The sequence below is a fragment of the Salinisphaera sp. PC39 genome (assembly GCF_040361335.1).
Lineage (GTDB): Bacteria > Pseudomonadota > Gammaproteobacteria > Nevskiales > Salinisphaeraceae > APNM01.
This window is the reverse complement of sequence record NZ_APNM01000006.1, coordinates 81,621-106,700: the sequence shown is the minus strand read 5'-3', so window position 1 is coordinate 106,700 and position 25,080 is coordinate 81,621. Positions and strand designations below refer to the sequence as shown.

Annotated in this window: 22 protein-coding genes; 12 read left to right on the top strand and 10 right to left on the bottom strand. The window is 68.0% G+C overall.

What is annotated here, in order from left to right:
• Nucleotides 1-311 precede the first annotated feature (311 nt).
• Entirely contained in the window at nt 312-2,276 is a 1,965-nt protein-coding gene (prpR, locus tag PC39_RS07610) for a propionate catabolism operon regulatory protein PrpR (RefSeq protein WP_353252780.1), read from the bottom strand.
• A 334-nt stretch (nt 2,277-2,610) separates the two neighbouring features.
• On the opposite strand from prpR, the gene PC39_RS07605 reads away from it, so the two are divergent.
• The 3 genes from PC39_RS07605 to PC39_RS07595 all read left to right on the top strand — a co-directional run bounded on the left by PC39_RS07605 (nt 2,611) and on the right by PC39_RS07595 (nt 6,407).
• On the top strand, nt 2,611-3,810 hold the full coding sequence (locus PC39_RS07605; RefSeq protein ID WP_353252779.1) for a CaiB/BaiF CoA transferase family protein: 1,200 nt from the start codon (nt 2,611-2,613) through the stop codon (nt 3,808-3,810).
• Nucleotides 3,807-4,748 carry a hydroxymethylglutaryl-CoA lyase gene (locus PC39_RS07600; protein WP_353252778.1) on the top strand — a complete coding sequence of 314 codons (942 nt, stop codon included), beginning with the start codon at nt 3,807-3,809 and terminating at the stop codon, nt 4,746-4,748. The genes PC39_RS07605 and PC39_RS07600 overlap by 4 nt, the downstream gene beginning before the upstream one ends.
• An 87-nt stretch (nt 4,749-4,835) precedes the next feature.
• A complete protein-coding gene (locus tag PC39_RS07595; RefSeq protein WP_353252777.1) occupies nt 4,836-6,407 on the top strand; it encodes a DUF1302 family protein in 1,572 nt (523 codons plus the stop codon).
• Between the two features lie 174 nt (nt 6,408-6,581).
• On the opposite strand, the gene PC39_RS07590 is transcribed toward PC39_RS07595, so the two are convergent.
• From PC39_RS07590 to PC39_RS07550, 9 genes are all read right to left on the bottom strand, one after another.
• Nucleotides 6,582-7,355, bottom strand: a complete 774-nt coding sequence (locus PC39_RS07590) for an SDR family NAD(P)-dependent oxidoreductase (RefSeq protein ID WP_353252776.1) — start codon at nt 7,353-7,355, stop codon at nt 6,582-6,584.
• A gap of 3 nt (nt 7,356-7,358) precedes the next feature.
• Entirely contained in the window at nt 7,359-8,321 is a 963-nt protein-coding gene (locus PC39_RS07585; RefSeq protein WP_353252775.1) for a carbon-nitrogen hydrolase family protein, read from the bottom strand.
• Nucleotides 8,322-8,332: 11 nt separating this feature from the next.
• Complete coding sequence (locus PC39_RS07580) at nt 8,333-9,844, bottom strand: class I adenylate-forming enzyme family protein (RefSeq protein WP_353252774.1); 1,512 nt, start codon at nt 9,842-9,844, stop codon at nt 8,333-8,335.
• A complete protein-coding gene (locus PC39_RS07575; RefSeq protein WP_353252773.1) occupies nt 9,841-10,719 on the bottom strand; it encodes an amidohydrolase family protein in 879 nt (292 codons plus the stop codon). Before PC39_RS07575 ends, PC39_RS07580 begins: the two co-directional genes overlap by 4 nt.
• Before the next feature lie 2 nt (nt 10,720-10,721).
• Nucleotides 10,722-11,468, bottom strand: coding sequence for an acetoacetate decarboxylase family protein (locus PC39_RS07570; RefSeq protein WP_353252772.1), 747 nt, complete (start codon nt 11,466-11,468; stop codon nt 10,722-10,724).
• Nucleotides 11,465-11,845: a metal-sulfur cluster assembly factor gene (locus PC39_RS07565; protein WP_353252771.1), complete on the bottom strand. Its 381-nt coding sequence runs from the start codon at nt 11,843-11,845 to the stop codon at nt 11,465-11,467. The genes PC39_RS07570 and PC39_RS07565 overlap by 4 nt, the downstream gene beginning before the upstream one ends.
• On the bottom strand, nt 11,842-12,888 hold the full coding sequence (locus PC39_RS07560; protein ID WP_353252770.1) for an amidohydrolase family protein: 1,047 nt from the start codon (nt 12,886-12,888) through the stop codon (nt 11,842-11,844). Before PC39_RS07560 ends, PC39_RS07565 begins: the two co-directional genes overlap by 4 nt.
• Before the next feature lie 10 nt (nt 12,889-12,898).
• A complete protein-coding gene (locus PC39_RS07555) occupies nt 12,899-13,561 on the bottom strand; it encodes an isochorismatase family protein (protein ID WP_353252769.1) in 663 nt (220 codons plus the stop codon).
• 98 nt (nt 13,562-13,659) lie between these two features.
• Nucleotides 13,660-14,916 carry a DUF1329 domain-containing protein gene (locus PC39_RS07550; protein ID WP_353252768.1) on the bottom strand — a complete coding sequence of 419 codons (1,257 nt, stop codon included), beginning with the start codon at nt 14,914-14,916 and terminating at the stop codon, nt 13,660-13,662.
• A gap of 585 nt (nt 14,917-15,501) precedes the next feature.
• Between PC39_RS07550 and PC39_RS07545 the strand changes: the two genes are divergently transcribed.
• From PC39_RS07545 to PC39_RS07505, 9 genes are all read left to right on the top strand, one after another.
• Nucleotides 15,502-17,112 (top strand): FAD-binding oxidoreductase, encoded by a 1,611-nt coding sequence (locus PC39_RS07545; protein ID WP_353252767.1) that lies wholly within the window; start codon nt 15,502-15,504, stop codon nt 17,110-17,112.
• Complete coding sequence (locus tag PC39_RS07540) at nt 17,109-17,903, top strand: alpha/beta fold hydrolase (protein ID WP_353252766.1); 795 nt, start codon at nt 17,109-17,111, stop codon at nt 17,901-17,903. Before PC39_RS07545 ends, PC39_RS07540 begins: the two co-directional genes overlap by 4 nt.
• Nucleotides 17,904-17,908: 5 nt before the next feature.
• On the top strand, nt 17,909-18,727 hold the full coding sequence (locus PC39_RS07535) for an alpha/beta fold hydrolase (protein WP_353252765.1): 819 nt from the start codon (nt 17,909-17,911) through the stop codon (nt 18,725-18,727).
• Nucleotides 18,728-18,891: 164 nt separating this feature from the next.
• The gene (locus tag PC39_RS07530) at nt 18,892-20,262 is read left to right on the top strand and encodes a class-III pyridoxal-phosphate-dependent aminotransferase (protein ID WP_353252764.1); all 1,371 of its coding nucleotides are present in this window, start codon (nt 18,892-18,894) and stop codon (nt 20,260-20,262) included.
• A 219-nt stretch (nt 20,263-20,481) separates the two neighbouring features.
• Entirely contained in the window at nt 20,482-20,817 is a 336-nt protein-coding gene (locus PC39_RS07525; protein WP_353252763.1) for a hypothetical protein, read from the top strand.
• A 50-nt stretch (nt 20,818-20,867) separates the two neighbouring features.
• A complete protein-coding gene (locus PC39_RS07520) occupies nt 20,868-22,028 on the top strand; it encodes a class I SAM-dependent methyltransferase (protein ID WP_353252762.1) in 1,161 nt (386 codons plus the stop codon).
• A gap of 96 nt (nt 22,029-22,124) precedes the next feature.
• Nucleotides 22,125-22,529 (top strand): nuclear transport factor 2 family protein, encoded by a 405-nt coding sequence (locus PC39_RS07515; RefSeq protein ID WP_353252761.1) that lies wholly within the window; start codon nt 22,125-22,127, stop codon nt 22,527-22,529.
• Nucleotides 22,530-22,565: 36 nt separating this feature from the next.
• Nucleotides 22,566-22,982 (top strand): organic hydroperoxide resistance protein, encoded by a 417-nt coding sequence (locus PC39_RS07510; RefSeq protein WP_353252760.1) that lies wholly within the window; start codon nt 22,566-22,568, stop codon nt 22,980-22,982.
• Between the two features lie 14 nt (nt 22,983-22,996).
• Nucleotides 22,997-25,063 carry an oxidoreductase gene (locus PC39_RS07505; protein WP_353252759.1) on the top strand — a complete coding sequence of 689 codons (2,067 nt, stop codon included), beginning with the start codon at nt 22,997-22,999 and terminating at the stop codon, nt 25,061-25,063.
• Nucleotides 25,064-25,080 lie beyond the last annotated feature (17 nt).

Here is a 25,080-nt window from a genome sequence, read left to right as displayed (position 1 = left end):
TGACCTTCCGTCAGGGGTAAGGGTTGTCAGGCCCGTTTCCGGCGAATCGCCGGGCATGTCGGAGTATTCCGGCTTACAGGCTTTGGTTGGCGGGGAATGAAACCACAGAGGCGCACGGAGGCGCACAGAGGTTTTTGATGGGGCCCTGGATCGTGTCCGGGAAAGGCTTTCGTGCTGAATCCGGCATCCAGACGGCCCCTGCCCTGGCCCGGATAGCCGCTGCCGCGGCATCCGGGACAACAGTTATGTTCCTCTGTGTCCCTCTGTGCGCCTCTGTGGTCGATATTCTTATTGGCCACCGCCGGAGACGGTCACTCGGCGGTGGCCGTCGCGCCTTCCTGGTCGTGCCGGCGCAGCTTGCGCCAGAGCGTGGTGCGGCTGAGCTGGAGCTTGCGGGCGGCCTCGCTGATGTTGCCGTGGCATTCCTCGACGGCGTCGCGGATGCGCTGGATCTCGGTGCGCTCGACGAATTCCTTGAGGGAGTCGGCGTCCTCCGGCGGCGGGGTGTCCGCCGCGGCGAAGAACTCCGGCACGATGGTGCGCAACTGGCGCTCGACGTTGCGCGACAGAAAGTCCTCGGACTCCGCCCAGAGCACCGCCAGGCGCTCCATGACGTTCTCCAGCTCGCGCACGTTGCCGGGCCAGGCATGCGCCTGGAGATAGGGCGCCAGTCGCTCGACGAGGCCGTCCACGTCGCGTTCCCCCGCGAGCGAGCCCAGCTTGTCCCGCAGCAGCTTGGCGGACAGCAATAGCACGTCGTCGCCGCGCTCGCGCAGGGACGGCAGGTTCACCTGCAGGATATTCAGGCGGTAGTACAGGTCGCGGCGGAACGTGCCGTCCTCCACGGCCTGCTTGAGGTCGCAGTTGGTGGCCGCGACCACCCGCACGTCGATCGGTACCGGGTCGCCGCCCAACGGCAACACCACCTTCTCCTGCAGCACCCGCAGCAGCCGCGTCTGCAGCGAAACCGGCATTTCGCCGATCTCGTCGAGGCAGATGGTGCCGGTGTGGGCGAGTTCGAACAGGCCGGTCTGGCCGCCGCGCCGCGAACCGGTGAAGGCGCCCTCCTCGTAGCCGAAGAGCTCGCTCTCCAGCAGGTTGTCCGGGATCGCGCCGCAGTTGACCGCCACGAACGGGGCGTTGCGGCGCCGGCTGGCGTTGTGGATGCCCTGGACGAACAACTCCTTGCCGGTGCCGGTCTCGCCGGTGATCAATACCGTGGCGTCGGTCTCGGCGTATTGCTCGCAGAGTTCGCGGGCGCGCAGCACCGCCGGCGAGCGGCCGGCGATGTCGCCGAATTCGTACTTGGCCAGGAATTTGGTACGGCGGTTGCGCGAGCGGATGCTGCGGTCGGCGCGCGAGATCGCCTGCGCGTCCTGGATGGTGAGCACCGCGCCGGTGATGTCGCCGTCGCTGCGGATGGGGATGCGGTTGGTCACCACCGTGCGCTTGTTGATCTTCTCCACCCGGCCCAGCGAGGCGTGGCCGTGGCGGAACACCTCGCCGACCGCCAGCTCGGGCACCAGATCCTCCAGCCGCCGGCCGCGGGCGTTCTCGGCGGTGACGCCGGCCAGGGTCTCCATGGCGGGATTGGTCAGCAGGACCTTCTGTTCCGCGTCGACCGCCACCACGCCCTCGTTGAGATGGCTCAGGATGGCGTTGATGCGCTCCGCGCGCTGCTCCTCGGTGTAGCGGATCTGGGCGATCTCCAGGGCGTCCTCGATGGTCGAGCGCACGGAGTTGCGCGAGTACACCAGGATGCCGGTCAGGCCCTCGCGCTCGGCCAGCTCGGTGATCAGGCTGGAGCCCACGATCACGCGGAAGCCGCGATGGGCCAGTTCGCGGAAGGTCTCCTTGGCGTCGTCGATGGTGGTGTAGGTGCGCTGCTCGATGTCGAGGTTGACCAGGTCCTTGATCTCCTCGAGCTCGCTGTTGGGCTGCTGGTAGGTGACCACGGCGATGTGGTCCGACATCTTCCGCGCCTTGAGCAGCGCGCGCATCACGTCCGCCCCGGTGACCGGGATGCGAACCACCGGGATGCCCAGGGTGTCCGCCAGATAGGCGCCGTTCGCGCCGGCGCTCAGGATCACGTCCACCTGGCCCCGCATCACCAGCTCGCGCGCGATCTCGGTGGCCTCGTCGAAGACCTTGTCGATCACCGTCATGTCCGCCCGCTCGGCGTATTCGGGGGTGAGACTGCCGATCAGCCGGCTGAGTCCGCGATAACTGATCGCCGCGATGCGGGCGCGTCGCTGCGGCTGCTTGGGCGCTTTCATCCTCGTTACCTCGGTGGGATCGGGCGGCGGTGCGCCCGGGTGCCTGCCTGTTTCCTATACGTAACACATCTGTAGCAGAACGGGTAACTGCGTGGTCGGGAAGGGGGGCGACGGTCCCGTCGGCGTCACGGGGCGGTCCGGGCAATCACCTGCAAAAACAGTTTCTTGCCAATCCCCGGGTCCGCCTTTGCCGCCCCGGCTCGCGGATTGGCATAGCGCTTGCTCCCAACCTGTCAGTCCGGCGGACGGTCGCCGCCCGGCGGTACAGGCGGCGGCGACGGCGGTACAGGAACGACCCGAAATACAACCCGCGAGCGTGGAGACGAAGAGACTGATGAAGGCCTTGGACGGGATCACGATACTCGATTTGACCCACATGCTCTCCGGGCCGTACGGCACCATGCTCCTGGCCGATCTGGGGGCGACCACCATCAAGGTGGAACCGCCGGGCCGCGGCGAGGGCACCCGGAAGCTGCTGGCGACGGCCGAGGATTATTCGCTCAACGGCATGGGCGCGTATTTCCTGACGCTGGCCCGCAACAAGCAGAGCGTGTGCATCGATCTCAAGTCCGAGGAAGGCCTGCAGCTCTTCTACCGGATGGTCGAGAAGGCGGACATCGTCTTCGACAACTTCAGCGCCGGCGTCACCGAGCGTCTGAAGATCAACCACGACCGCCTCGCCGAGATCAACCCGGGCATCATCACCTGCACCATCACCGGCTTCGGCGAGACCGGTCCCGATACCCAGCGCCCGGCCTTCGATCAGGTGATCCAGGGCATGGGCGGCGGCATGTCGATCACCGGCCATCCCGACAGCGACCCCGTACGCTCCGGCATTCCGATCGGCGATCTCGCCGGGGGCATGTTCGGCGCCATGGGCGTGCTCGCGGCGCTCGCCGCGCGCGAGCGCACCGGGCGCGGCCAGCATGTCGACGTATCCATGCTCGACTGCCAGATCTCGCTGTTGAACTACATGGCGACCATGTTCTTCCTCTCCGGGAAGAACCCCGAGCGCCTGGGCAACGCGCACTTCGTGCACGTGCCCTACAACACGTTCAAGACCGCCGACGACTACATCATCATCGCGGTGATCTTCGACAGCTTCTGGGACAACCTCCTGGAGGTCATCGATGTCCCCGAGCTCAAGGACGAGAAGTACCGCACCCAGCCCGGACGCTTCGCCGACCGCGACTTCATCAACGAGAAGATCGAGGAAGTGCTGGTCACCAAGCCGGCGAAGTATTGGCTGGAGCAGCTTCGTGCCAAGCGCATCCCCTGCGCGCCGGTGAACAACTTCGAGCAGGCGCTGAGCGATCCGCAGGTCGTGTTCCGCAACATGGTGGTCAACGTCGCCCACCCGGAGGGCGGCGAGGTCCGGATGCCGGGCAACCCGATGAAGATGTCCGAGACCGGCGAGGAGTCGTACGCGCCGCCGCCGCTTCTGGGCCAGCAGACGGACCAGGTGCTGGCGGAGGTGCTGGGTCTGAGCGAGGACGAGATCGCCGCGCTGCGCGAGGCGGGGGTGGTGGCATGAGCGCCGAGACCGTCGTGATCAACGAGGTCGGCCTGCGGGACGGCCTCCAGAACCAGCCGACGCCGGTGCCCACCGAGGGCAAGTGCCGGCTGGCCGAGCTGCTGGTCGACGCCGGCGTGCGCCACATGGAGGCGACTAGCTTCGTTTCCCCGAAGGCGGTGCCGCAGATGGCGGACGCCGGCGAGCTGATCGCCAGCCTGCCGCGACCCGACGAGGTCGAGTACGCCGCCCTGATCCCCAACGAGAAGGGCTACGAGCGTGCGCTCGAGGCCGGCGTGCGCTCGGTGAACGTGGTGCTGTCCGCCACCGACACCATGAACCGCAAGAACATCCGCATGTCGCTGGACGAGACCCGCGAGGTCTGCAAGCGCATCATCGCCCGCGCCCATGCCGACGGCGTGCGCGCCCACGGCTATGTGGCGGTGGCCTTCGAGTGCCCCTACGAGGGCAAGGTGCCGCTGGAGCGCGTGGTCGATCTCACCGGCGAGATGTTCGACAACGGCGCCGACGAGGTGATCATCGCCGACACCATCGGCGCCGCCGCGCCGACGGCCGTGTACGAAGGCTTCACGGCCCTGGCGTCGCGCTTCGACGTCGCCCGCCTGTCGGCCCACCTGCACGACACCCGCGCCCTCGCGCTGGCCAATTCCTGGGCCGCCCTTCAGGCGGGCGTGCGGCGTTTCGATTCATCCATCGGTGGCCTCGGCGGTTGCCCGTTCGCGCCCGGCGCGGCCGGCAACACGGCCACCGAGGACCTGGTCCTGATGCTGGAGCAATGCGGTTACCGCACCGGCATCGATGTCCCGCGTCTGCTGGACGCGGTGAACCTGGCGGCGGAACTGACCGGGCGCGAGCTCGGGGGGCGGATGCTGCCCTGGTTCCTGACCCGCAATAAAGCGTGTGCGGGGGACACAGACGCACGCGCGCAGAGCGGCTGACCGGTAACGGCGCCGCGCCGAAGCGATTGACTGGCGGATTGCAACCACAGTTCTGAAACGCAACGCGATACGAGAGGGAACGAGGCCATGACAAGACTCGACGAGAAGCATTTTGGGCGGCGCACGTGGGTCGCGTTGCTGGTAGGCGCGCTGGGCGCGCACGCCGGCACCGCGTCGGCCCAGATGAGCTACAGCGGTGACGGTTGGGAGATCACCGCGTTCGGCTACCTGCGCCAGTATGTCTCCATGAACCTGGAAGACCCGCCCGAGAACCCGGGCGACGACAAGTACCGTCTGTCCATGGTGAGGACCCAGTTCCAGCCGGCCCTGGAAGGCAACGTGGGACCGGTGGATTTCCGTATCCAGGCGCGGAGCGTGCGCGAGATGGAGACGGGTTATCTGGAGGATCTCGAGGACCTCGGCGCCAATAGCGGCGACGATCTCGTGGAGGATATCTACGACAACGACGAGATCCGCGAGGCCTATATCGACTTCGATCTCACGAACACCACCAACGTACGGCTCGGCCGGCAGCAGGTGGCCTTCGGCGAGACCGACTTCTTCCAAGCGCTCGACCTGATCCACGGCTTCGACTACACGTGGCGCAGTTTCCTCGTGTCGGAGAACGAGGACAGCCGCAAGCCGCTGAACATGCTGAACATCACCCAGCAGGTCACGCCGTGGCAGGGGGCGTTCCAAGTGTTGCTGATCCCGGGCGGCGATCTCAACCGCGACCGTGACTTCGGCACCTCCTACGGGCTGTCGGGCGGCCGCTGGTCGAATCAGCCGAACAAGGGCGTGGACTTCCTGAATCCGGGCGTCTCGCCCTACCAGTACGACCACAAGGAAGGCGACACCGACGACCTCAAGGGTGCCATCCGCTGGACGGGCCTGACGCCGGGCGGTGGGATCAACTACTCGTTCAACTACCTGCACGTCCACAACCCGGACCCGGTGTTCAACTCGGTGTTCGCGCCGTACGAGGGTGACGGGCCGGACAACGGCTTCGCCAGCCTGATCTACCCGATCATCGACGTGATCGGCTTCACCGCCAGCGGCTACTCCACCAAGGCCGACGCGGTGTTCAGCACCGAGATCGCCTACGCGATGGACAAGCCCTTCAACGTCGGCCAGGATCCCTCGGTCTGTGGTGCCACGGGCCAGGCGGCGATCGCCGGCATCTGCGGCGTCGACGAGAAGGACGTGGTCAGCCTGATGATCCGCATGGACAAGCAGGTCGACTGGACGCAGACGGTCTTCAAGACCAGCCGGCCGTCGTTCTTCTCGGTGCAGATCTTCGACGACTACATCGTCGACCTGGAGGACAGCGACGACCTAGTGCAGCTGGTCGGCTATTCCGCCGATCCCAAGTCGCACTCGGTGATCGCCACCGCGATCCTGGGCCTGAACTACAAGAACGACACCATCAACCCGCAGCTCGCCGGCGGCTACGACGTCAGCTACGGCGGCGGGTTCGTGATCCCGAGTGTGCAGTTCGTGTGGGGCAACCATTGGCGGTTGAAGCTGGAGGCCGACATCTTCTTCGACGACGGCAGCACGCCGCCTCCCGGTTCGCCCGCAACCAGCGACGACACCACGATCTTCGGCTATTTCGACCACAACGACCAGCTGATGGCGCGTCTGACCTACCAGTTCTGAGCGACCGTCGCATAGAAGCATAGAAACTCCTCCCATGCGTGTTGGGGGTGCGGCCTACTCTCCCGGGCCGCACCCCCGTTCTTTTTGAATTAAGGGGACGGTATACTTAATTGCAATCAATTAAGTATACCGTCCCCTTAATTGCGCCGGCGTGTTCGGCCGGTGGCCGTCGGGTCAGTCCAGGGGCCCGAGGGTGATGCCGCCGTCCACCACCAGGGTCTGCCCGGTGAGATAGCGGGCGCGGTGGCCGGCCAGGAACAGGGCGACGTCGGCGATGTCGGCCGGCTCGCCCACGCGGCGCAGCGGGATCTGATCGGCGATCGCGGCCAGGCCTTCCTCGCCCACGGAATTCTCGGCGTCAGTGGTCTGGCCGGTGCGCACGGCGCCGGGCGCGATCGCGTTCAGGCGCACGCCCCGGGGGGCGAACTCCGCGGCCAGCGCCCGCACCAGGCCCTCGATGGCGGCCTTGGAGGCGCTGTAGTCGGCGTGCCGCCGCCAGCCCCAGGGCCAGCCCGCGATCGAGGAGATGCACACGGCGGACCCGCCGCGCTCGATCAGGTCGGGCAGGGCGCCGTGAATCAGGCGGAAGGTACCGCCGAAGTTCACGCCCATGACCTCGCCGAGCTGGTTCTCGGTAAGTTCCAGGAAAGGTCGCCGCCGGGCGATGCCGGCGTTGCAGACGACGATATCCACCGGGCCCAGGCCCTCGCGGGTGGCCGCCAGGGCATCGGCGACCGCGTCGGCGTCGCCGACATCGCAGACCGCGGTCACGGCGCGGGCGCCGAGCGCGCGCACGGCGTCGGCCGTGGCCGCGAGGCCGGCGGCGTCCACATCCAGCAACGCCACGTCGGCGCCCTCGCGGGCGAAGGCCTCGGCGGTGGCGCGGCCGATGCCGATGGGATTGGCCGCGCCGCTGACGATCACGGTCTTGCCGTTGAATTCCGCCATGTCTCAGGCCTCGTCGTCGGTGATCAGACGCAGCCCGTGCCGGGGGCGGGCGTCCACGCTCAGTTGCAGGACCTCGGGCCGCGAGTAATGCCCGGCCGAGTCCACCATGGCCTTCACGTCGGCGATCTCGTCGAGATCGATCTCCGCCGTGACCAGGGTTTCCTCCGGACCGGTGTGCGGGCCCGCGATGTAGTGGCCCCAGGGGTGGATGACCGCGGACGAGCCGCCGCCGGCGCGGACCAGCTCCTGCGGTCCGAGGGCGTCTTCCATCACCCGCAGCGCCGTCTCGGTGACCGTGTCCTCGGCCACCACCACGAAGCACTGCCCGGTGAGGGCGTGGCTGCGCATCATGGCGTCGACCTGGGCGTCGAACATGGCGTCGAAACCCGCCAGGGTGGACAGCGCCGGCCAGGAGGCCGCGTGGATCTGCATGCCCTGCAGGATCAGCGCGTGCCGGGCGAGGTTGAGGGTATGCTCCCAGCAGGCCAGCCCGCCGAGGCGGCCGACCGCGCTGTCCCAGACGCGCAGCGTGGCGCCGTCGCCCTGACCCCAGATGTAGCGTTCGGCGTAGGTCGGCTGCAGCTTGCGGTGCTTGCCGAGATAGGTGCCATCGGCGTCGATGAACACCTGGGTGTTGTAGCAGGTGCCGCCGGCGCGCTCGCTGACGCCGAGCACCACCGCGCAGCCGGCCGCGCGGGCGGCGTCGCGCACGGCGTCCACCTCGGGGCCGGGGACCGCGATCGAGGCGTCCATGTAGCGCCGGTTGAGCGGCGCCTGCAGCAACGGCGGATAGCAGTTGATCCAGTGCGGGAAGCCCGGCACGAACACCTCGGGGAACACCAGCAGGCGGATGTCCCGGGCCCCGGCGTCCGCCACCAGCCGGCAGGCCTTGTCGATGCCGGCGGGCGTGTCCAGGAACTCGGACGCGGCGTGGGCCGCGGCCACCTTGAATCGGGTCTCGGACATCGCGTCGCTCCTCAGGTGTCGCGCAGGTCGCGCTTGAGCACCTTGCCGGCGGCGTTGCGCGGCAGGGCGTCGATGAAGCTGACCGTCTTGGGCAGCTTGTAGCCGGCCAGCCGCGGCGTGCAGTGCGCCAGCACCGCGTCGGCGTCCAGGGCCGCGCCGGCGCGGGCGACCACGAAGGCCTTGACCGCCTCGCCCCAGTAGTCGTCGGGCACGCCCACCACGGCCGCCTCGGCGATGTCCGGGTGCGCGTGCAGGCATTCCTCGACCTCGCGCGGATAGACGTTGACGCCGCCGGAGATGATCACGTCCTTCTTGCGGTCGACGAGGTAGATGTAGCCCTCCTCGTCGCGCCGCGCGAGGTCGCCCACGCTCAGCCAGCCGTCGCGCAGGGCCTCGGCGGTGGCGTCGGGGCGGTTCCAGTAGCCGTTGAACAGATAGGGCGAACGGCTGTACAGCTCGCCCACCTCGCTCTGCGGCACCGGCCGGCCGTCGTCGTCCAGCAACCGGACCTCGGTGTGCGCGAACGGCAGGCCCACGCAACGCTGCTTGCGGAGCTGGTCCGCCGGCCGCAGGTTGGTGACGATGCCGCCCTCGGTGGAACCGTAGGTCTCGTGCAGGATGCCCTCGCCGAAATAGTCCACGATCCGCTCCTTGGTGGCCTGGGCCAGCGGCGCGGCGTTGGAGACGATGGTACGCAGGCCCGCCGGCCGCCGGTAGCGGTCCAGGGTCGCCTGCGGCAGGTTGAAGATGGCGTTGAAATGCGTGGGTACCAGGAAGGTGGTGCCGAAGCCGCCCTCGGCCAGCAGCCGCAGGCTCTCCTCGGGATCGAAGCGCGGCAGGATGCGGCAGAAGCCGCCGAAGAACACCGGCGCCAGGGCGAAGGCCAGGCCGGCGCCGTGGAACATCGGGGCGATGCCCAGGGCGCGGTCGTCCGGCCCGTAGCAGCCGTATTCCACCGCCATGCCGAAGAAGGTCAGCGCCCGCGAGCGGTGCGACACCAGCACGCCCTTGGGCTTGCCGGTGGTGCCGGCGGTGTAGTGCATGGCGAAGGCGTCGGTCTCGGCGACCTCGGCACGCGGCGCATCGTCCGCCGCGGCGGCCAGCCAGCCCTCGTAATCCTCGCCGAGCGTGATCACGCGCTCGATGCCGGGCACGGCGCGCGCGGTCTCGGCCAGATCCGGATGGGCGAAGATCACCCGCGCCTCGCTGTCGGCGCAGATGAACGCGATCTCGTCCAGGGTGAGCTTCGGATTGATCAGCACGGCGGTGACGCCGGCTTCCGACAGGCCCGCCACCAGTTCCACGAATTCCAGGCAGTTGGGCGCCAGGATCGCCGCCCGGCCGCCGCCCAGACCCAGGCCGTCGACGGCGCCGTTGCCGACCCGGTGCAACCGGGAAACCAGCTCGCGGTAGGTCAGCTCGCGCTCGCCCAGCGCCAGCGCGGCCTTGCCGGGGTTGCGGGCGGCGCTGGCGCGGATGCCGCCGGCGATGGTCAGGTCGTGGTAGGCGGGACTGCGGCTCATGCGGCCTCCGATTCCGGCAGCCGGAACACCCGGCGTGCGTTGTCGCGCATGAGCTTGGCGCGGGCCTCGGGCCGCAGGTCCATGGCCTCGATCTCGGCCACCGCCCGCTCGGGGTCGATCACCGGCCAGTCGGTGCCGAACAGGCATTTGTCCTGGCCGTAGGAGTTCAGGTAGTGGACGAACTGCGGCGGCCAGTACTTGGGCGCGTAGGCGTCGCCGCCGATGAACACGTTCTCGTGTTTCCAGGCCATGGCGATCATCTCGTCGGTCCAGGGCACGCCGACGTGGATGCCGATCAGCTTGAGCTCGGGGAAGTCGATCGCGACCCGGTCCAGGCAGATCGGGCGGCCGACGCTCGGCAGGGCGCGCTGACGGTTGTACACCAGGTTCTGGCCGACCTGCATCATGATCGGGATGTCGAGCTCGCAGCACTTGGCGTAGTACGGGTAGTACTTGGCGTGGTCCGGCGGCAGCTCGAACCAGTGCGGGTAGAGGTGGGCGCCGACGAAGCCGAGCTCCTCGACCGCGTAGGTGAGATCGCGCAGCCCCTGCATGCCGCGATAGGGGTCGACGCCGGCCAGGCCAGAGAAGCGGTCCGGGTAGGCGCGGCAGTACTCGGCCACCTGGTCGTAGGGGATCTCGGCCGAGCCGGCCATGCGCATGTCGCCGGCGCGCACCGCGATCAGCAGCGAGCGGCCGATACGGGCCCGGTCCATCTTGGCGATGTAATCGGGCATGGCGACGCCGTCGTGCATCTCCCGCGGCATGCGCACCTGTTTCATGAACTCGCGGTCGAACCCGGTCTGGCCCTTGTCCAGCTCCTGGGCCGTGAACGGGTTGCAGACGATGTCGACCGCATCCTGGATCATTGGCATTGCTAGTTGTTCCCTTCGGTGAGTTCCCATTCCCGTTCCACGGTCGCGCCGCGCAGTTCCCAGGAGAAGCGGCCGTACCAGGCACGTTCCACCGGTGACGCCCCGAAACGGTCGATGCCGGACGAGCTCGGATACGAGATATCCAGCCAGCCGCGGCCCAGCCAGCATTCCTGGAGCGCGAAGTCCTGCAACTCGATCCACAGGAGCTGCTGGATGGCGGGCCGCTTCGGGTCGGGGCTGGGGATGTGGCGCACGAACGTCCAGTCGGCGCCGAACGGCAGGTCCGCGATGGTGCCCGGGGCGTCGATCACGATGCCCAGGTCCATCATGGTCCGGCCGTACTTGACCAGGCTGCCGCTGACCTCGTTGGCGATGGCGTGCAGGTGGCCGGCGTCGTCGCACATCAGCTTGGGCATGCCGAACAGCTCGCGCCCGGCCAGCATGGCGGTGTCGGTGGATGTCCAGATGTAGGGCACGGTGACCGCGCTGCGGCCCTGGTAGGTGACCTTCTGCAGGATCGCCGCCTCGTGGTAGGCCATCGAGTGCGAGAGCTGGTTGTTGTCGGCGACGAAGGCATACAGCGTGTCGCCGTCCGGCTCCAGCGGCGCCGGGGTGATGCGGGCGATCTCGTCGGGGTCGGCCTTGAAGGCCACCAGGACCATCTTGCACTCGATCATGGGGAACGGCAGCTTGCCGAAGGGCGGGCTGCACAGCGGCATCAGCAGGTCGGACGGGTCCCGTTCGCTCATCGTGAAATCTCCTCCACGGGGATGGTGCGGGTGGCGCCCGGCCCCAGTCGCCGCCGCGCGGCGTCGAACTGGTGGCGGGCCGCCGGGGTCATGTCGGCCGGCGTCCAGGGCGGCGACCAGACGATGTTCAGGTGCGTGTGCCCGCCCTCCGGGAGGCTTTCCAGGGCCCGGTGCAACTCGTCCAGCAGACGGTGCGAGAACGGGCAGCCGGGCTCGGTGAAGGTCACGTCCACGTCGATGCGGTCGGGGGTCGCCCGTACATCGCGCAGCAGCCCCAGGTCAACCACGGACAGATCCAGGCCGGCGGCGGTCATGCAGGGGTCGCGCACCGCGCCGAGCGCGTTCCGGACCCGGTCGCCGATATCCGGGGCGCTCATGCGTCGGCGCCGTGCACGGCCTGCCAGTGCGGCCGCAGGCCGTTGGCGACGACCTCGCGGGCGAAGCGGTCGTCGGCGAGACGGCGGCGGCGCTCGTCGACGTCGATGCCGTGCAGCCGGGCCAGGTTGCCGCCGAGGAACGCCGCGCGTACCTCGTCGTTGAGCGGGATCGGCGATTCCGCCGGCAACGTGTAATCGGCGAAGGACTCCAGCACTACGCGCGGATGCGGGTTCACGGCCGCGGAGGCGTAGATCAGCTTGTCCGGGCCGCCGTAGATCAGGAATTCGTCGAGCATGCGCGTCAGCGTGGGCGGATGCAGCATGCAGAACAGCGTCGACGCCTCCAGGGTGGCGTAGACGTTGGGGTGGTTCGCGATCAGGAACTTGGTCTCGTCCACGAACATGAAGCCGGCGTGCACGATCTGGATGTTCAGGTCGGGGAACACGTTGGCGGCGGTGGAGATGTCGTCCACCCGCATGGAATCCACCGAGACCGGCCCCAGGGGCAGCGCCTTGTGCACGGCGACGTTGTTGATGCCGGCATCGAGGATGCGCTCGTACATGGGGAACGCCAGTTCCTCGTCGTCCATGCGCCAGTAGCGCGTGCGGCCCTCGTCGTAACGGGCCGGGTAGAACTTGATGCCGTCGCAGCCCGCGGCCAGATGGGCCTCCAGGTCGCGATCGGCGCGTTCCGGCCAGCACAGGTTGACGCCGCCGTACCACAACACCCGGTCGGGATAGTCGCGCTTGAGCCGGGCGCACTTGTCGTGGGCGGCCAGGCCGTCCTCGTAGGCGTCGTAGATGGGCAGGGAATGCACGCAGAGCATGTCCGTGTGCGATTCCAGGAGCATGGTCTCGATGAATTCCTCGGGCTGCCATTCCCGCAGCCAGGCTTCCTTCGGGAACTGGATCTCGGGCGGGTTCACATAGGGGAAATAGCTGTACAGCGATTCGCTGAACATCTCCCCGAAACGCCCGCGCGTGTTCGCCGGACTGAAGTTGTAGGGGTGGCAGACGCCGTCGATGACGAAGGGCCGGTCCATGGGTCGCTCCTCAGTCCCGGGGTTGTGTCTGTCCCAGGCCGGGGATCGCCGCGAGCGCGTCACGCAGCTCGACGATGCTGGCGAACATCCAGCCCAGGCCCTTGAGGGCGACCGTGTGGCGGTCGTCCTCGAACTCGGCGGTGGCGTCGGCCACCACCCAGACGCGGTAGTCGTGCTGCATGGCCTCGCGCGTCGTGGTCTCGACGCAGACGTTGGTGGTGACGCCGCAGACGATGAGGCTGTCGGCGTCGAGCCCGTCCAGGCAGCTCGCCAGCGGGGTGCCGTGGAAGGCGCCGGGACGGTTCTTGTCGATGACGATGTCGCCGTCGGCCGGCGCCAGCTCGTCGATGATCTCGATGTCGCGGGTGCCGGCGGCCAGCGCGCGGTTCTCGCGCAGCGCCGGCAGGATCTGGTTGGTGACGATGCCGCCGTCGCGGTAGTCGTCGCGGTAGACGAAGCGGGTGTAGACGATCGGCACGCCGGCCTCGCGGGCGGCGGCGATCAGCCGTTGCACGCCGGGGATCGCGCGGCGCAGCGCCGTGTGGTCCAGGCCCAGGCGGGCGCAGGAACCCTCGGGATCGAGGAAGGCGTTCTGCATGTCGATGACCATCAGGGCCGTGCGGCCCGGGGTCAGCGGCATGGCCTCGGTGACGGTTGCCTCGCGGTCGGTCATGGGCGGCGCTTCGGTTGTCGGTGTGAGTGGTTGGCGTGAGAAGAAAACGGCGCGGGCGATCGGATCGCCCGCGCCGTGTCGACCGTCGGGTGCCGGGGTTACCGGCCGCCCGCCTGCAGCGCCGACAGGGAGGCGTCGCTGCGCTTCACGTCGGCGGGGTTGAACTCCCAGGCCGGCGTGCTCACGAACAGCGTGGCGTGCATGCGCTGATAGTCCTCCACGAAGGCGGAGACCACCGTCACGACCTTGGTGTCGTCCTCGGCGGTGTAGTTCCGCGGGACCCACCACAGGTACTTCCAGAACTCGCCCTTCTTGTCATAGGTCTCGCCCTGGTAGATCCACGGCAGCTCGGTCGAGTAGTACATGACCTTCTTGGAGTACGGGTGCTCGTCCGGGGCATTCGCCTCGATCACGTACACCTCGCGCGGCTCCCACTTGAAGCCCTTCGGATGCCAGTACGGCGCCTCGGCGAGATTGACGTAGGGGTACTTCTCGGCGTTGCTGTCCTTCTCGGGGTACGACGTCCAGCTCGTGCTGATCGGGGTCAGGATCCAGCGCTTGCCGACGACCTTGATCTCCGGGTACCAGTTCGGGTGGGTGTTCCACACGTTGATGTCGTCCTGGAGCTGGTCGGTGCCGCCGATGGGGTCCATCCAGGCGCCGCCGGAGGTGCGCCGGATGCGGCGCACGGCCGGCAGGTAGGCGAAGGAGTCGTCCACCTTGTCCGAGTAGTAGCTGGTCGACAGCGTGCCCAGACCGCGGATATCACGCGGGAAGCGCGCGTTGATCAGCGTCTTGTTGAGAATGGTCTCGCCGTTCTCGTTGATGTTGGGCTCGTTGTTCGGGCTGAAGCGACCCGAGTACTTGTAGCGGATCCAGAACCACTCCTGGACGCGTTCCAGCCCGCTGTTGCCGTCGATCAGCAGGTAGGTGAAGGGAAAGCGGGTGACGTCGCCGTCGGTCTGGTAGGTGAAGAAGTTCCAGATCAGCTTGTCGCCGGCGTGGGGATCGTCCACGTCGATCTCGCTCATCGGGAACGGCATGCCCGCGCCCGACCAGTTCTCCATCTGTCGGGTCTCTTGGTTCAGGCTCGCCTCGCCGGCGTGGGCCTCGGTCAGCTTCCAGTAGTTGTCGTCGATGTCGAACGCCGGCGCGTCGCCGAGTTCGATCTCCAGGTCGTGTTCCTTGATCTGCCAGATCACGCGCTCGGTGAGCAGGTCGCCGATCTTGTGGCCCTGGTAGGTGTCGTCCATCACCGAGTCCAGGTTGCCGGCGTTGATCACGTCGCCGTCGGACAGGGCCTCGGCGTGCAGCGGAGAGGCAGCGAATGCCAGTGCCGCAACCGAAAACGTCAAACCACCTAGTTTCCTAGAGAGTGTCATTGCCTTACCTCCCTCAATTGCATTCGCCCGGCCCATGCCTCTCGTCAGACCGGGTCCGGTCCCGTCAAGCCGATTGCTCGCCGTCCGCCCGCTACCGGCACCTCGGCCGTGGGGGTCCGGACCGTCCCGGCCGTCATTCGCCGGTGGGGACGGCGCTCTCTGACCGGATTACGCAACCGGCGTGCCAGAGGGAGGCCGATGCCGCGGCGCGGCAGGCCGGAGCGGCCGCCAGCGCTTGATTTGTATGGCATTCGCCGTGCTCGGACGGGCGTGGGGCGCGCCGGAACATGGTGGCTGCCGACCTGCATGGTTTCTTCCCTGTTACGGGTCTGTTGCATTAAACGGACACCTCGCCCCGTGTCCGGCGACGGGCCCTTGACATGTCGCGGTGGTCGATCGTCCACCGCGACCGGCGGCCGGAACGCAGGCCGGCCGACGGTTTGGCGACGCCCGTCGGGACGCGGCCGGTCGCCGACCCGCATCGGCGGCACCTCGCCGGTGCCGTGCTGGCACAGACCATGCGTTAACCCGTTCCACCGCCCGTTGGAGGAGATACCAATGTCCGCGACACTCGAATCCGATTCCCTGAGCCGCCGCCTCGTCGGTCTGGTCGGCGCCGACAACGTCATCACGGACGAGGCCCGCCGTACCTATTATTCGCGCGACCTGAGCTACCTGCCGCACGCCACGGCGGAACTCGTGGTGCGGCCGGAGTCGGTCGAGGCCCTGCAGGGCGTGGTCCGCGAGGCCACCGCCGCGGGCTATGCCGTGATCCCGCGCGGCGGCGGCATGTCCTATACCCAGGCCTATTCCCCGGAGAACGAACGGACCGTGCTGATCGACATGCAGGGGCTGGACCGCATCGTCGAGATCAACGCCGAGGACATGTACGTGGTCGTGGAATGCGGCTGCACCTGGAAGAAACTGGTGGAGCGGCTGAAGGCCGAGGGCGTGCGCACGCCGTACTACGGTCCGCTGTCCGGCATGTACGCCACCGTCGGCGGGGCGATCGCCCAGAACAGCCTGTTCCTGGGCTCGGGCGACAACCACACGGTCGCGGAGAGCGTGCTGGGCCTGGAGGTGGTGCTGGCGGACGGGTCCCTGTTGCGGACCGGCTCCTGGGCGCACAAGAACGGCAAGCCCTTCTACCGCCATTTCGGGCCCGACGTGACCGGGCTGTTCACCGCCGACACCGGCGCATTCGGCTTCAAGGCGCGCGCCGTGCTGCGCCTGCTGCCCGTGCCGGAAACAACCCTGACCATGTCCTTCGCCTTCGAGAACCTGGAGGAGATGCTGGCGGTGCAGATCGAGATGTCGCGGCTGCGGCTGTCCGCCGAGTGCTACGGCTTCGATCCCTATTACAACGCCACGTTCGAGGACAAGGGGTTCACCTTCAAGCAGGGCGTGTCCGCGCTCAAGAACATCGCCAAGTCGGGCAACTCGGTCCTCGCGGGCATCGCCAACGCCGCCCGCGTGGCGCGCAGCGGCAAGCGCGTGCTGCGGGGCGTGAATTACTCGCTGCACATGACCTTCGAGGGCCAGACCTCCGAGATCGCGGCCGCCAAGATGAAGACGGCGCACGACATCTGCGTGCGGCACGGCGGCGTGGAGATCGACAACAGCCTGCCCACCGTGTTCAACGCCGCGCCGTTCGACGGCGTGGGCTCCGTGATCCTGGGCTCCGACGGCGAGATCTGGCTGCCGGTGCACGGGTTCATGCCACTGTCCCGGGTCCAGGAGGTCGGGCAGGCGGTCGAGGATTTCTTCGCCGAGAACAAGGCGTTGATGGAGGCGCACGATATCCGCACGTCCTATCTCACCTGTTATTCCGGCGCGGAATTCGTGATCGAACCCAGTTTCTACTGGTACGACGAGGTCCAGCAGTTCCGACTGGACCGGATCGAACCCGCCTTCCGCGAGAAATGGCAGGGGCGCGAACCGCAACCGGAAAAGCGCCGGGTCGCCCTGGAGCTGCGCGACAAGCTGCGTGACCTGTTCGACGCCCACGGCTGCTGTCATCTGCAGCTCGGGCGCTATTACCCCTACCGGCGGATGATGAACAACGACGCCCTGTGGACCTTGATCCAGGGCGTCAAGGGGCAGCTCGATCCGGCGGGCCTGGTCAACCCGGGCAGCCTCGGCCTCCACGGCAACGGAGGCAAGGCATGAGCGATATGCGCTTCGGCTATGTCGACGCCGGCGAGGGCCAGGTCCATTATCGCCGCCTGCGTGGCGACGGACCGACACTGGTGTTCCTGCACCAGACCGCCAGCTCGTCGGCCATGTGGGAGGCCGTGATGCGGCGCCTGGCCGGCGGTTACGACATGATCGCCCTGGACACGCCCGGCTTCGGCGGCTCCTACGACCCCGACGAGGTGCCGTCGATCGGCTACTACACCGGGGTCATGCGCGAGGCGCTGGGCGCCCTGGGCGTCGACCGCTACCACGTCTGCGGCCACCACACCGGGGTCTGCGTGGCGGTGGAACTGGCGGCGGAGGATTCGGACCGGGTGCTCAGCCTGAGCATGATCGGGCCGGTCCAGCTCACCCAGGCGGAGCGCGACGAGTTCCGCAAGCACTTCTCCACGCCGTTCGCGCCCACGGCGGACGGCGGCTACCTGAAGCGGACTTTCGACTACCTGGCGGGTCTCGGCGCCGACGGCGACCTCGCGTTGCACCACCGCGAGACCGCGGACACCGTGCGCGCCTGGCGCGGCCGGGTCCAGGCCTACAACGCCGTCTGGGATCAGGATTTTCCGGCGCTGCTGGCGCGGGTGCGCTGCCCGAAGCTGATGATGGCCGCCAGGGACGACGTGCTCTGGCCCTACCTGGAGCGGGCCGCGGAAGCGCATCCCGACGCCGTCACCGCGGTCCTGGCGGGCGCCAATTTCGAGCCCGACCTGGACCCGGACGGTACCGCGAACGCGCTCCGCGATTTCCTCGCCGCGAAGGAGGCCTGACCGCCATGACCGTGGAACAAGCCCGCCCCGACCGTCTGCGTTTCGGCTACGCCGATTGCCGTGACGGCCAGATCCACTACCGGCGCCAGGGCACCGCCGGCAAGCCCGTGGTCGCCTTCTACCACCAGACCGCCAGCTCCGGCGCCATGTTCGAGAAGGTGATGGCGCGGCTGGCGGACGGCTACGACTGTATCGCCTTCGATACCCCCGGCTTCGGTTATTCCTACGAACCCGCCGAAGTGGACAGCGTCGGCTATTACACCGACCGCATGATGGAGGCGCTGGACGATCTCGGTATCGAGCGCTTCCATGCCTGCGGCCACCACACCGGCGGCTGCCTCGCGGTGGAGATGCCGGTGCGCTATCCCGGCCGCGTTCTGAGCCTGGCGATGATCGGCCCGGTCGAGGCCACCGCCGAGCAGCGCGCGGAATTCCGCAAGCACTTTTCGGCACCGTTCAAGCCGGAACCCTCGGGTGCCTACCTGGACGAGGCCTGGCGCTACCTGGCCGGCATCGGCGCCGACCAGACCCTGGAGCTGCACCACCGCGAGTTGGTCGATCACCTGCGGTCCTGGGAGGCGCTGACCGTGGCCTTCAACCGCGTCTGGGACCAGGACTTCGCCGCCTTCCACCAGCGGGTGGACTGCCCGATGCTGCATATGTGCTCGCGCGACGACGTGATCTGGCCGTTCTACGAGCAGGCGCGGGCGGCCCGCCCGGACGCCGAGGGCGTCGTCGTCACCGGCGCCGACTTCCAGTGCGATGTCGATGCCGACGGCGTGGCCGGCGGCCTGCGCGATTTCCTCGACCGGCAAGGAGGCTAGTGTCCTGTGTCGCAAGTAACCTTGCATTGCGCGCGGCCCTCGCCGCGCCTGGCGGCGTTGCCAAGCCTCGCCGTATTCCCTGATACGACTCGGCTTGGCGCCTTGCCAGACACGCCAAGTCCTCACGCTCATTCGTCAAGAAACTTACGACACAGGACACGGGCATGACCGACTGGACGGAGATCGAACGCTGGGACCGCACCTATTACCTGCACAACGTGCAGGCCCAGGCGGACTACTCGTTCCTAGCCGTGGATCGCGCCGACGGCAATTATATCCAGCTCGCGGACGGGACGCGGCTGCTCGACTTCCAGAGCCAGCTCGTATCGGACAGCATGGGCCACCGGCATCCGGCGGCGGTCGCCGCGGTCGAGCGGGCCATGGCGCGCTACGGCCACGTCTTCTTCGGCATGGCCAACGAGTACCGGGCGCGGGCCGCGAAGCTGGTGATCGAGGATGTGCTGGCCGGCGAGGACTGGCCGGGCCGGCTGCGGGTGTTCGCCTCCGGCACCGAGGCGGCCGAGTCCGCCATGACCATGGCGAAGCTCTATACCGGCCGGCCGGTGATCCTGACCCAGGCGCACTCCTTCCACGGCAGCACCATGGGGGCGACCTGGCTGCGCGGCTATCGCAACTGCCTCAATCCCGCCGACGACCCGGACCGTGTGGTGGACGCCCCCGGCTTCCCGTCGGCGGGTTATATCCCGATCCCGCCGCCCGAGCCGATAGATGCCGCGGTGGACGGCACGCTGCCGTCGATCGCGGCCACCGAGGCGATCGTGCGCGCGGTCGGACCGGAGAACATCGCCGCCGTGATCACCGAGCCCATGTTCGGCGCCGGCGGCCTGATGCCGCACGACGACTACTACCCGGCGTTGCGGGAGCTCTCCAAGCGCCACGGCTTCCTCTGGATCGACGACGAGGTGCTCTGCGGCTTCGGGCGGCTGGGCGAGTGGTTCGGCTACCAGCGCCATCCCGGCATCGCGCCCGACCTGATGGTGGTGGGCAAGGGCATCAACGGCAGCCTGCTGCCGTCGGGCGGGGTGGTGGCCTCGAAGCCGGTGGCGGAGTATTTCGACCGCGCCCGCTGGTGGAGTGGCAGCACCTGGGACGGCCATCCGCTGATCTGCGCGTCGATCGTCGGCAACCTGGAGTACATGCTGGAGCACGACACCCTCGGCCGGGTCCGGGAAAAGGGTGAACGCGTCCTGGCCGAGTTGACGCGGCTCGCCGGGCGCCATCCCTGTGTCGGCCGCGTCGGCGGGGCGGGCCTCTACTACGCGGTGGACCTGGTGAACGCCGACGGCGAGCCGATCGTGCCGGAGGACCGCTACACCGGATTCACGGGCGACCCGGCGCGGCATCCGAACAACCTGATCGCCGCGGAGTGCGCCCGTCACGGCGTGCTCCTGGGCGGTTTCGTGCCGAACACCATCAAGGTCGCGCCGCCGTTCACCATCAGCGACGAGGAGATCGACAAGGGCCTGTCGGCCCTGGACGCGGCCCTGACCGTGGTCGATCGCGCCCACGCCTGACGCCGCCGGTTGTTGCACTGTTGTTGCGGTAACGTTCAATACTTGCAATGACCGGGCGCCGCCCCGGCGTGGTGCGTCGCGCCATGGGCGGCGCAAGCCGTTGATCGACAATGGCTTGCAGGGCGCCGGCTTGCCGCGGGCCGTGTGGCACGGAATTTGGAGCATTGGGTGTCGAGCGGCCGGTCCGCTCGGATCGGTCTATCGGAAACGGAGGAGATCATGTCGAGAAAGGCCAAGGGCAAACGCCCGTACTTTTTCGAGAACCCGGAGAGCGACAAGCTGCTTGCCATCATCATGGCGGTGGCCGGCGAGCTTTCCGTGGTGCGGGACCGTCTGGATACCGTCGAGCGGCTGCTGGAACAGAAGGGCAGCCTGACCCGGGCCGATATCGAGGATTACGAGCCGGACGAGAGCGTGCGCGAGGCGCGTCATGCCTGGCGCGAGGTGTACCTGGAGCGCGTGCTGCGCATCGTCCACCATGAACTCGAATCGGAGAAGGCCGGCGAGAGCCGGGAAGGCTACGAACAAGCGATCGCCGATCTGGCGGAGAGCTGAACTTCATATTCGCATCGCAACGACACGGCCGTGTCGGGAGGAACGAACCGATGGCACAGACGCAACACGACGTACTGCCCCGCGCCACCCACGACGAGGCGGCACGCCAGGACTTCATCCAGAGTTTCAAGGTGTATCTGGCGAACAATGTCTCGCCCGGCAACCGCGAGGTCTACGACCAGCGGGTGAAGCCGCAATTCGAGAAGGAACACGGCCGCGGCCCCAAGGACCGCCACGAGGTCCGCAAGGCGATGGGCGCCGATCCCTACTACCAGTTCTGGAGCTCCCTGCAGCGCACCAGTCAGGAGATGATGTGGGACTCGGTGTCCGCCAGCGTCGACCGGCAGCTCGATGACCTGGTCGGCAAGGCGAAGTCCGGCGGCCAGGGCAAGACCCTGGGGTCGCTCAGGCTTGATCCCTCGGTCGAGGTGCCGCATTACCACGCCAAGGTCGATATCCACTGCCAGCCCGGCGGCTACCACACCGAGCTGCGCGAGGATGATGTCGCCGCCGGCGCGATCTACGACCGCGCGGTCTACATCTACACCATGGGCCGCGCCGGGCCGCTGAACTCGGACATGGGCGATTCCGCCGCCAACTTCATGCGCCGGACGTTCCCGGAGTTCAAGCCGCGGGCGATCCTGGACATGGGCTGCACCGTGGGCCACAGCACGCTGCCCTGGGTGGACGCCTACCCGGAGGCCGAGGTCCACGGCATCGACGTGGGCGCGCCGGTGCTGCGCTATGCCCACGCCCGCGCCGAGTCGCTGGGCGAGAAGGTTCACTACTCGCAGCAGAACGCCGAGAAGACCGACTTCGAGGACGAGAGCTTCGACCTGATCGTGTCGCAGATCCTGATCCACGAGACCTCGTCCAAGGCGATCAAGCGCATCATGGACGAATGCCACCGGCTGCTGCGCCCGGGCGGCATGATGGTCCACCTGGAGACGCCGCCCTACGCCGCGATGAACGACGAGTTCGACGAGTTCATCATGGATTGGGACACCTACAACAACAACGAGCCCTTCTGGGGGCCGTCCCACGAGATCGACTACCGCGAGCTGGCCGGCGACGCCGGTTTCGACCGGGACAAGGTCCGCCTGGAGCTCGCGCCGAGCGCGCTGGCCGAGGCCGCGGGCCGCACCGGTGTGTTCCAGTGCGGCGATTTCGCCGGCGCCGGCGAGTGGTTCCTGTTCATCGCCGAGAAGTGACCCGATCGCCGCCGTCCGGCACGAGCCGGACGGCGGCATCCTTCAGCCGTCCCAACCGGGCCGGGCGCCGCGGCGCCCGGCAGCCAGGAGATTTCCATGTCCGATACCGCAATCGACGTCGGCAGCGCCGACTGGCAGCAACGCCGGGTGCTCGCGCTGCTCGACGAGGCCCTGGTGCCCGGCGACGTCCCCAAGCTCAAGTCCTTCGTCACCGACGATTGCCGCATCGTGTTCCCCGGCTTCGAGGGCCGCGGCCATGCCGGCGTCGACGAACTGATGGGGATGCTCGACCAGGTTTTCGACGGCTGTCCGACCAAGTCCTACGACCTCTGGGTCCACGACCGTCGGGCCGTCAATGTCCACGGTTCGCTGTTCGGCCGCATGGCCGACGGCCGCCGCATGGACGGCACCCGTTACACCGATACCTTCGTCTTCGACGACGAGGGTCGGATCACCGACTGGCTGGTCTTCAACGACCTCGCCCTGTTACCGCCGGCGTGAGCGCCGGCCCGCACGAGAACCGATAGGAGTCCGCAAGTGAACATCGTCTACACCACCAAGGTCACCGCCTCCGGCGGCCGCGACGGGCACGCCGAGTCCGACGACGGCATGCTCGACCTCGACCTGTCCATGCCCGGCAAGATGGGCGGTCCGGGCAAGGCGGCGACCAATCCGGAGCAGCTCTTCGGCGCCGGCTACGCCGCCTGCTTCGAGAACGCGGTGCTGCACGTGGCCAAGCAGGAAGGGCACAAGCCGACGCACACCGCGGTCACCGCGCACGTCGGCCTGGGCGTGAACGACGACGGCAGCTTCGGGCTCGACGTGAGCCTCGACGTCGCGATCGAGGGCCTGGACAAGGCCGCCGCCGAGGCGGTGGTCAAGGAAGCCGACCGGCTGTGCCCCTATTCCAACGCCGTGCGCGGCAACGTGCCGGTCAAGATCAACATCAACTGAGTCCGGAGACCGTCATGACGGACACCGCCCGATCCCGCGCCGTCGGCGTTCGCGCCGAGGACCTGTCACGCATCTGGGAGCCGCTGACCATCGGCGGCACCACGGTCAAGAACCGCATCATGATGACCGCCCAGAGCATCCTCTACGGCGACAACAACATCCTCGGCGACCGCCATATCGAGTACTACCGGGAGCGGGCCAAGGGCGGCTGCGGCCTGTTCATCTGCGAGCAGCAGGGCGCGCACCCGGTGGCCAAGGGCTCGTTCCACAACGGCTGCTCGGCCTGGGACCCGGAGTCGGTGCCGCAGTACGCCAGGCTGGCGGAGGCCGTGCACGAGCACGGCGCCCGCCAGTTCGCGCAGTTGTTCGCGCCCGGCGTGCACGACAAGGGCACCACCATCATCGACCAGTGGCATCCGCTCTGGGGCGTGTCCCAGACCGCCTCGATCGTGCATCACGAGATGCCGATGGTGATGCAGCAGGAACATATCGACGACCTGGTGCGCGGCTTCGGCCAGTCGGCCCTGAACGTCATGACCGCCGGCCTCGACGGCGTCGAGCTGCACGCCGCGCACAGCTACCTGTACGGCCAGTTCCTGTCGCCGGCCTACAACAAGCGCGACGACAAGTACGGCGGTTCCATCGCCAACCGCTGCCGCATCATCATCGAGACCGGTGAGGAGATCCGCCGCCGCTGCGGCGAGCATTTCACCCTCGGGGTGCGCATCTCCTTCGACGAGTTCATGGGCGAGGCCGGCATCCAGCCGGAGGATTCCGAGGAGATGCTGGAGGTGCTCGCCGCCACCGGCCTCTTCGATTTCTTCAACATCAGCGGCGGCGGCTACCACACCATCCACATGGCGGTGGCGCCGATGTCGGTGGACTACGGCTTCATGCTCCCGTTCGGCAAGCGCGCCAAGCGGGTGGTCGGGGACCGCGCCAAGGTGTTCATCGTGGGCCGCATCGTCGACCTCAAGATGGCCGAGGAGGCGATCCGCGACGGCGCCGCCGACATGGTGGCCATGACCCGCGCCCAGATGGCCGAGCCGCACATGATCCGCAAGACCCTGGAGGGCCGGCAGCAGGAGATCGTCGGCTGCATGGGCGCCAACGAGTGCGTCGCCCGGACCTTCGAGAACCGGCCGTCGGTCTGCCTGGTGAATCCCTCGGTCGGCCGCGAGGCCCGCTGGAACAACGACAGCGTCGAGCGGGTGGCGCCGGGCGCGGAGAAACGCGTGCTGGTGGTCGGCGGCGGCCTCGGCGGCATGCACACGGCACAGCTCGCCGCGAGCCGCGGCCACAAGGTCACGCTGCTGGAGAAGGGCGACACGCTGGGCGGGCATCTCAACCTGCTGCTCAATATGCCTACCCGCAAGGAATGGGCGATCGCCATCGACAACCTGAAGCGGCGCATGGACGTGTTCGGGGTGGACGTGCGCCTGGGCGTGGAGGCCACGCCGGACAGCCTCGCCGACGAGGATTTCGACGCCCTGGTGGTGGCCACCGGCTTTTCCTACGCCAAGACCGGCTACAGCCAATTCCGGCCCGAGCGCGAGAGCCTGCCCGGCCACGAGCAGGACAACGTGATCGACATCGGCACCGCCGCGCGGCGGGCACTGGCCGATCCCAAGGCACTCGGCGGCAAGGTCCTGATCCTGGATCAGACCGGCGACCACCTGCCGGTGGGCCTGGCCGAGATCCTGGCGACGCAGGGCGGCGCCGAGGTCGAGATCGTCACGCCGATGGAAATGGTCGGCTCGGATGTCTTGCGGCGCCTGGAGTATCCGCACGTGATCCCGCGCCTGGCGGAGGCCGGTGTCGAGCTGACGCCGCAGCACTTCGTCGAGAAGATCGAGGGCGACAGCGTCGAGATCTATCCCCTCTGGGCCGGCAAGCGCCGGGTCGCCAGCGGCGTTGACACGGTGGTGATCTCGATCGATCGCACCCCCGAGGCCGGCCTGTACTTCGCTTGTCGCGAGCGTTTCGCGGACAAGGAGGTGCACCGGGTGGGCGACTGCGTCGCCCCGCGCCGGCCGGCGCAGGTCACCTACGAAGCCGAGGAGCTCGGGCGCAAGCTCTGAGCCTGCGGCGCAGGAGA

What these genes read in the sequence shown, in the direction of transcription:
- prpR (WP_353252780.1), bottom strand. Translation starts at nt 2,276, where the DNA reads ATGAAAGCGCCCAAGCAGCCGCAGCGACGCGCCCGCATCGCGGCGATC.
- PC39_RS07605 (WP_353252779.1), top strand. Translation starts at nt 2,611, where the DNA reads ATGAAGGCCTTGGACGGGATCACGATACTCGATTTGACCCACATGCTC.
- PC39_RS07600 (WP_353252778.1), top strand. Translation starts at nt 3,807, where the DNA reads ATGAGCGCCGAGACCGTCGTGATCAACGAGGTCGGCCTGCGGGACGGC.
- PC39_RS07595 (WP_353252777.1), top strand. Translation starts at nt 4,836, where the DNA reads ATGACAAGACTCGACGAGAAGCATTTTGGGCGGCGCACGTGGGTCGCG.
- PC39_RS07590 (WP_353252776.1), bottom strand. Translation starts at nt 7,355, where the DNA reads ATGGCGGAATTCAACGGCAAGACCGTGATCGTCAGCGGCGCGGCCAAT.
- PC39_RS07585 (WP_353252775.1), bottom strand. Translation starts at nt 8,321, where the DNA reads ATGTCCGAGACCCGATTCAAGGTGGCCGCGGCCCACGCCGCGTCCGAG.
- PC39_RS07580 (WP_353252774.1), bottom strand. Translation starts at nt 9,844, where the DNA reads ATGAGCCGCAGTCCCGCCTACCACGACCTGACCATCGCCGGCGGCATC.
- PC39_RS07575 (WP_353252773.1), bottom strand. Translation starts at nt 10,719, where the DNA reads ATGCCAATGATCCAGGATGCGGTCGACATCGTCTGCAACCCGTTCACG.
- PC39_RS07570 (WP_353252772.1), bottom strand. Translation starts at nt 11,468, where the DNA reads ATGAGCGAACGGGACCCGTCCGACCTGCTGATGCCGCTGTGCAGCCCG.
- PC39_RS07565 (WP_353252771.1), bottom strand. Translation starts at nt 11,845, where the DNA reads ATGAGCGCCCCGGATATCGGCGACCGGGTCCGGAACGCGCTCGGCGCG.
- PC39_RS07560 (WP_353252770.1), bottom strand. Translation starts at nt 12,888, where the DNA reads ATGGACCGGCCCTTCGTCATCGACGGCGTCTGCCACCCCTACAACTTC.
- PC39_RS07555 (WP_353252769.1), bottom strand. Translation starts at nt 13,561, where the DNA reads ATGACCGACCGCGAGGCAACCGTCACCGAGGCCATGCCGCTGACCCCG.
- PC39_RS07545 (WP_353252767.1), top strand. Translation starts at nt 15,502, where the DNA reads ATGTCCGCGACACTCGAATCCGATTCCCTGAGCCGCCGCCTCGTCGGT.
- PC39_RS07540 (WP_353252766.1), top strand. Translation starts at nt 17,109, where the DNA reads ATGAGCGATATGCGCTTCGGCTATGTCGACGCCGGCGAGGGCCAGGTC.
- PC39_RS07535 (WP_353252765.1), top strand. Translation starts at nt 17,909, where the DNA reads ATGACCGTGGAACAAGCCCGCCCCGACCGTCTGCGTTTCGGCTACGCC.
- PC39_RS07530 (WP_353252764.1), top strand. Translation starts at nt 18,892, where the DNA reads ATGACCGACTGGACGGAGATCGAACGCTGGGACCGCACCTATTACCTG.
- PC39_RS07525 (WP_353252763.1), top strand. Translation starts at nt 20,482, where the DNA reads ATGTCGAGAAAGGCCAAGGGCAAACGCCCGTACTTTTTCGAGAACCCG.
- PC39_RS07520 (WP_353252762.1), top strand. Translation starts at nt 20,868, where the DNA reads ATGGCACAGACGCAACACGACGTACTGCCCCGCGCCACCCACGACGAG.
- PC39_RS07515 (WP_353252761.1), top strand. Translation starts at nt 22,125, where the DNA reads ATGTCCGATACCGCAATCGACGTCGGCAGCGCCGACTGGCAGCAACGC.
- PC39_RS07505 (WP_353252759.1), top strand. Translation starts at nt 22,997, where the DNA reads ATGACGGACACCGCCCGATCCCGCGCCGTCGGCGTTCGCGCCGAGGAC.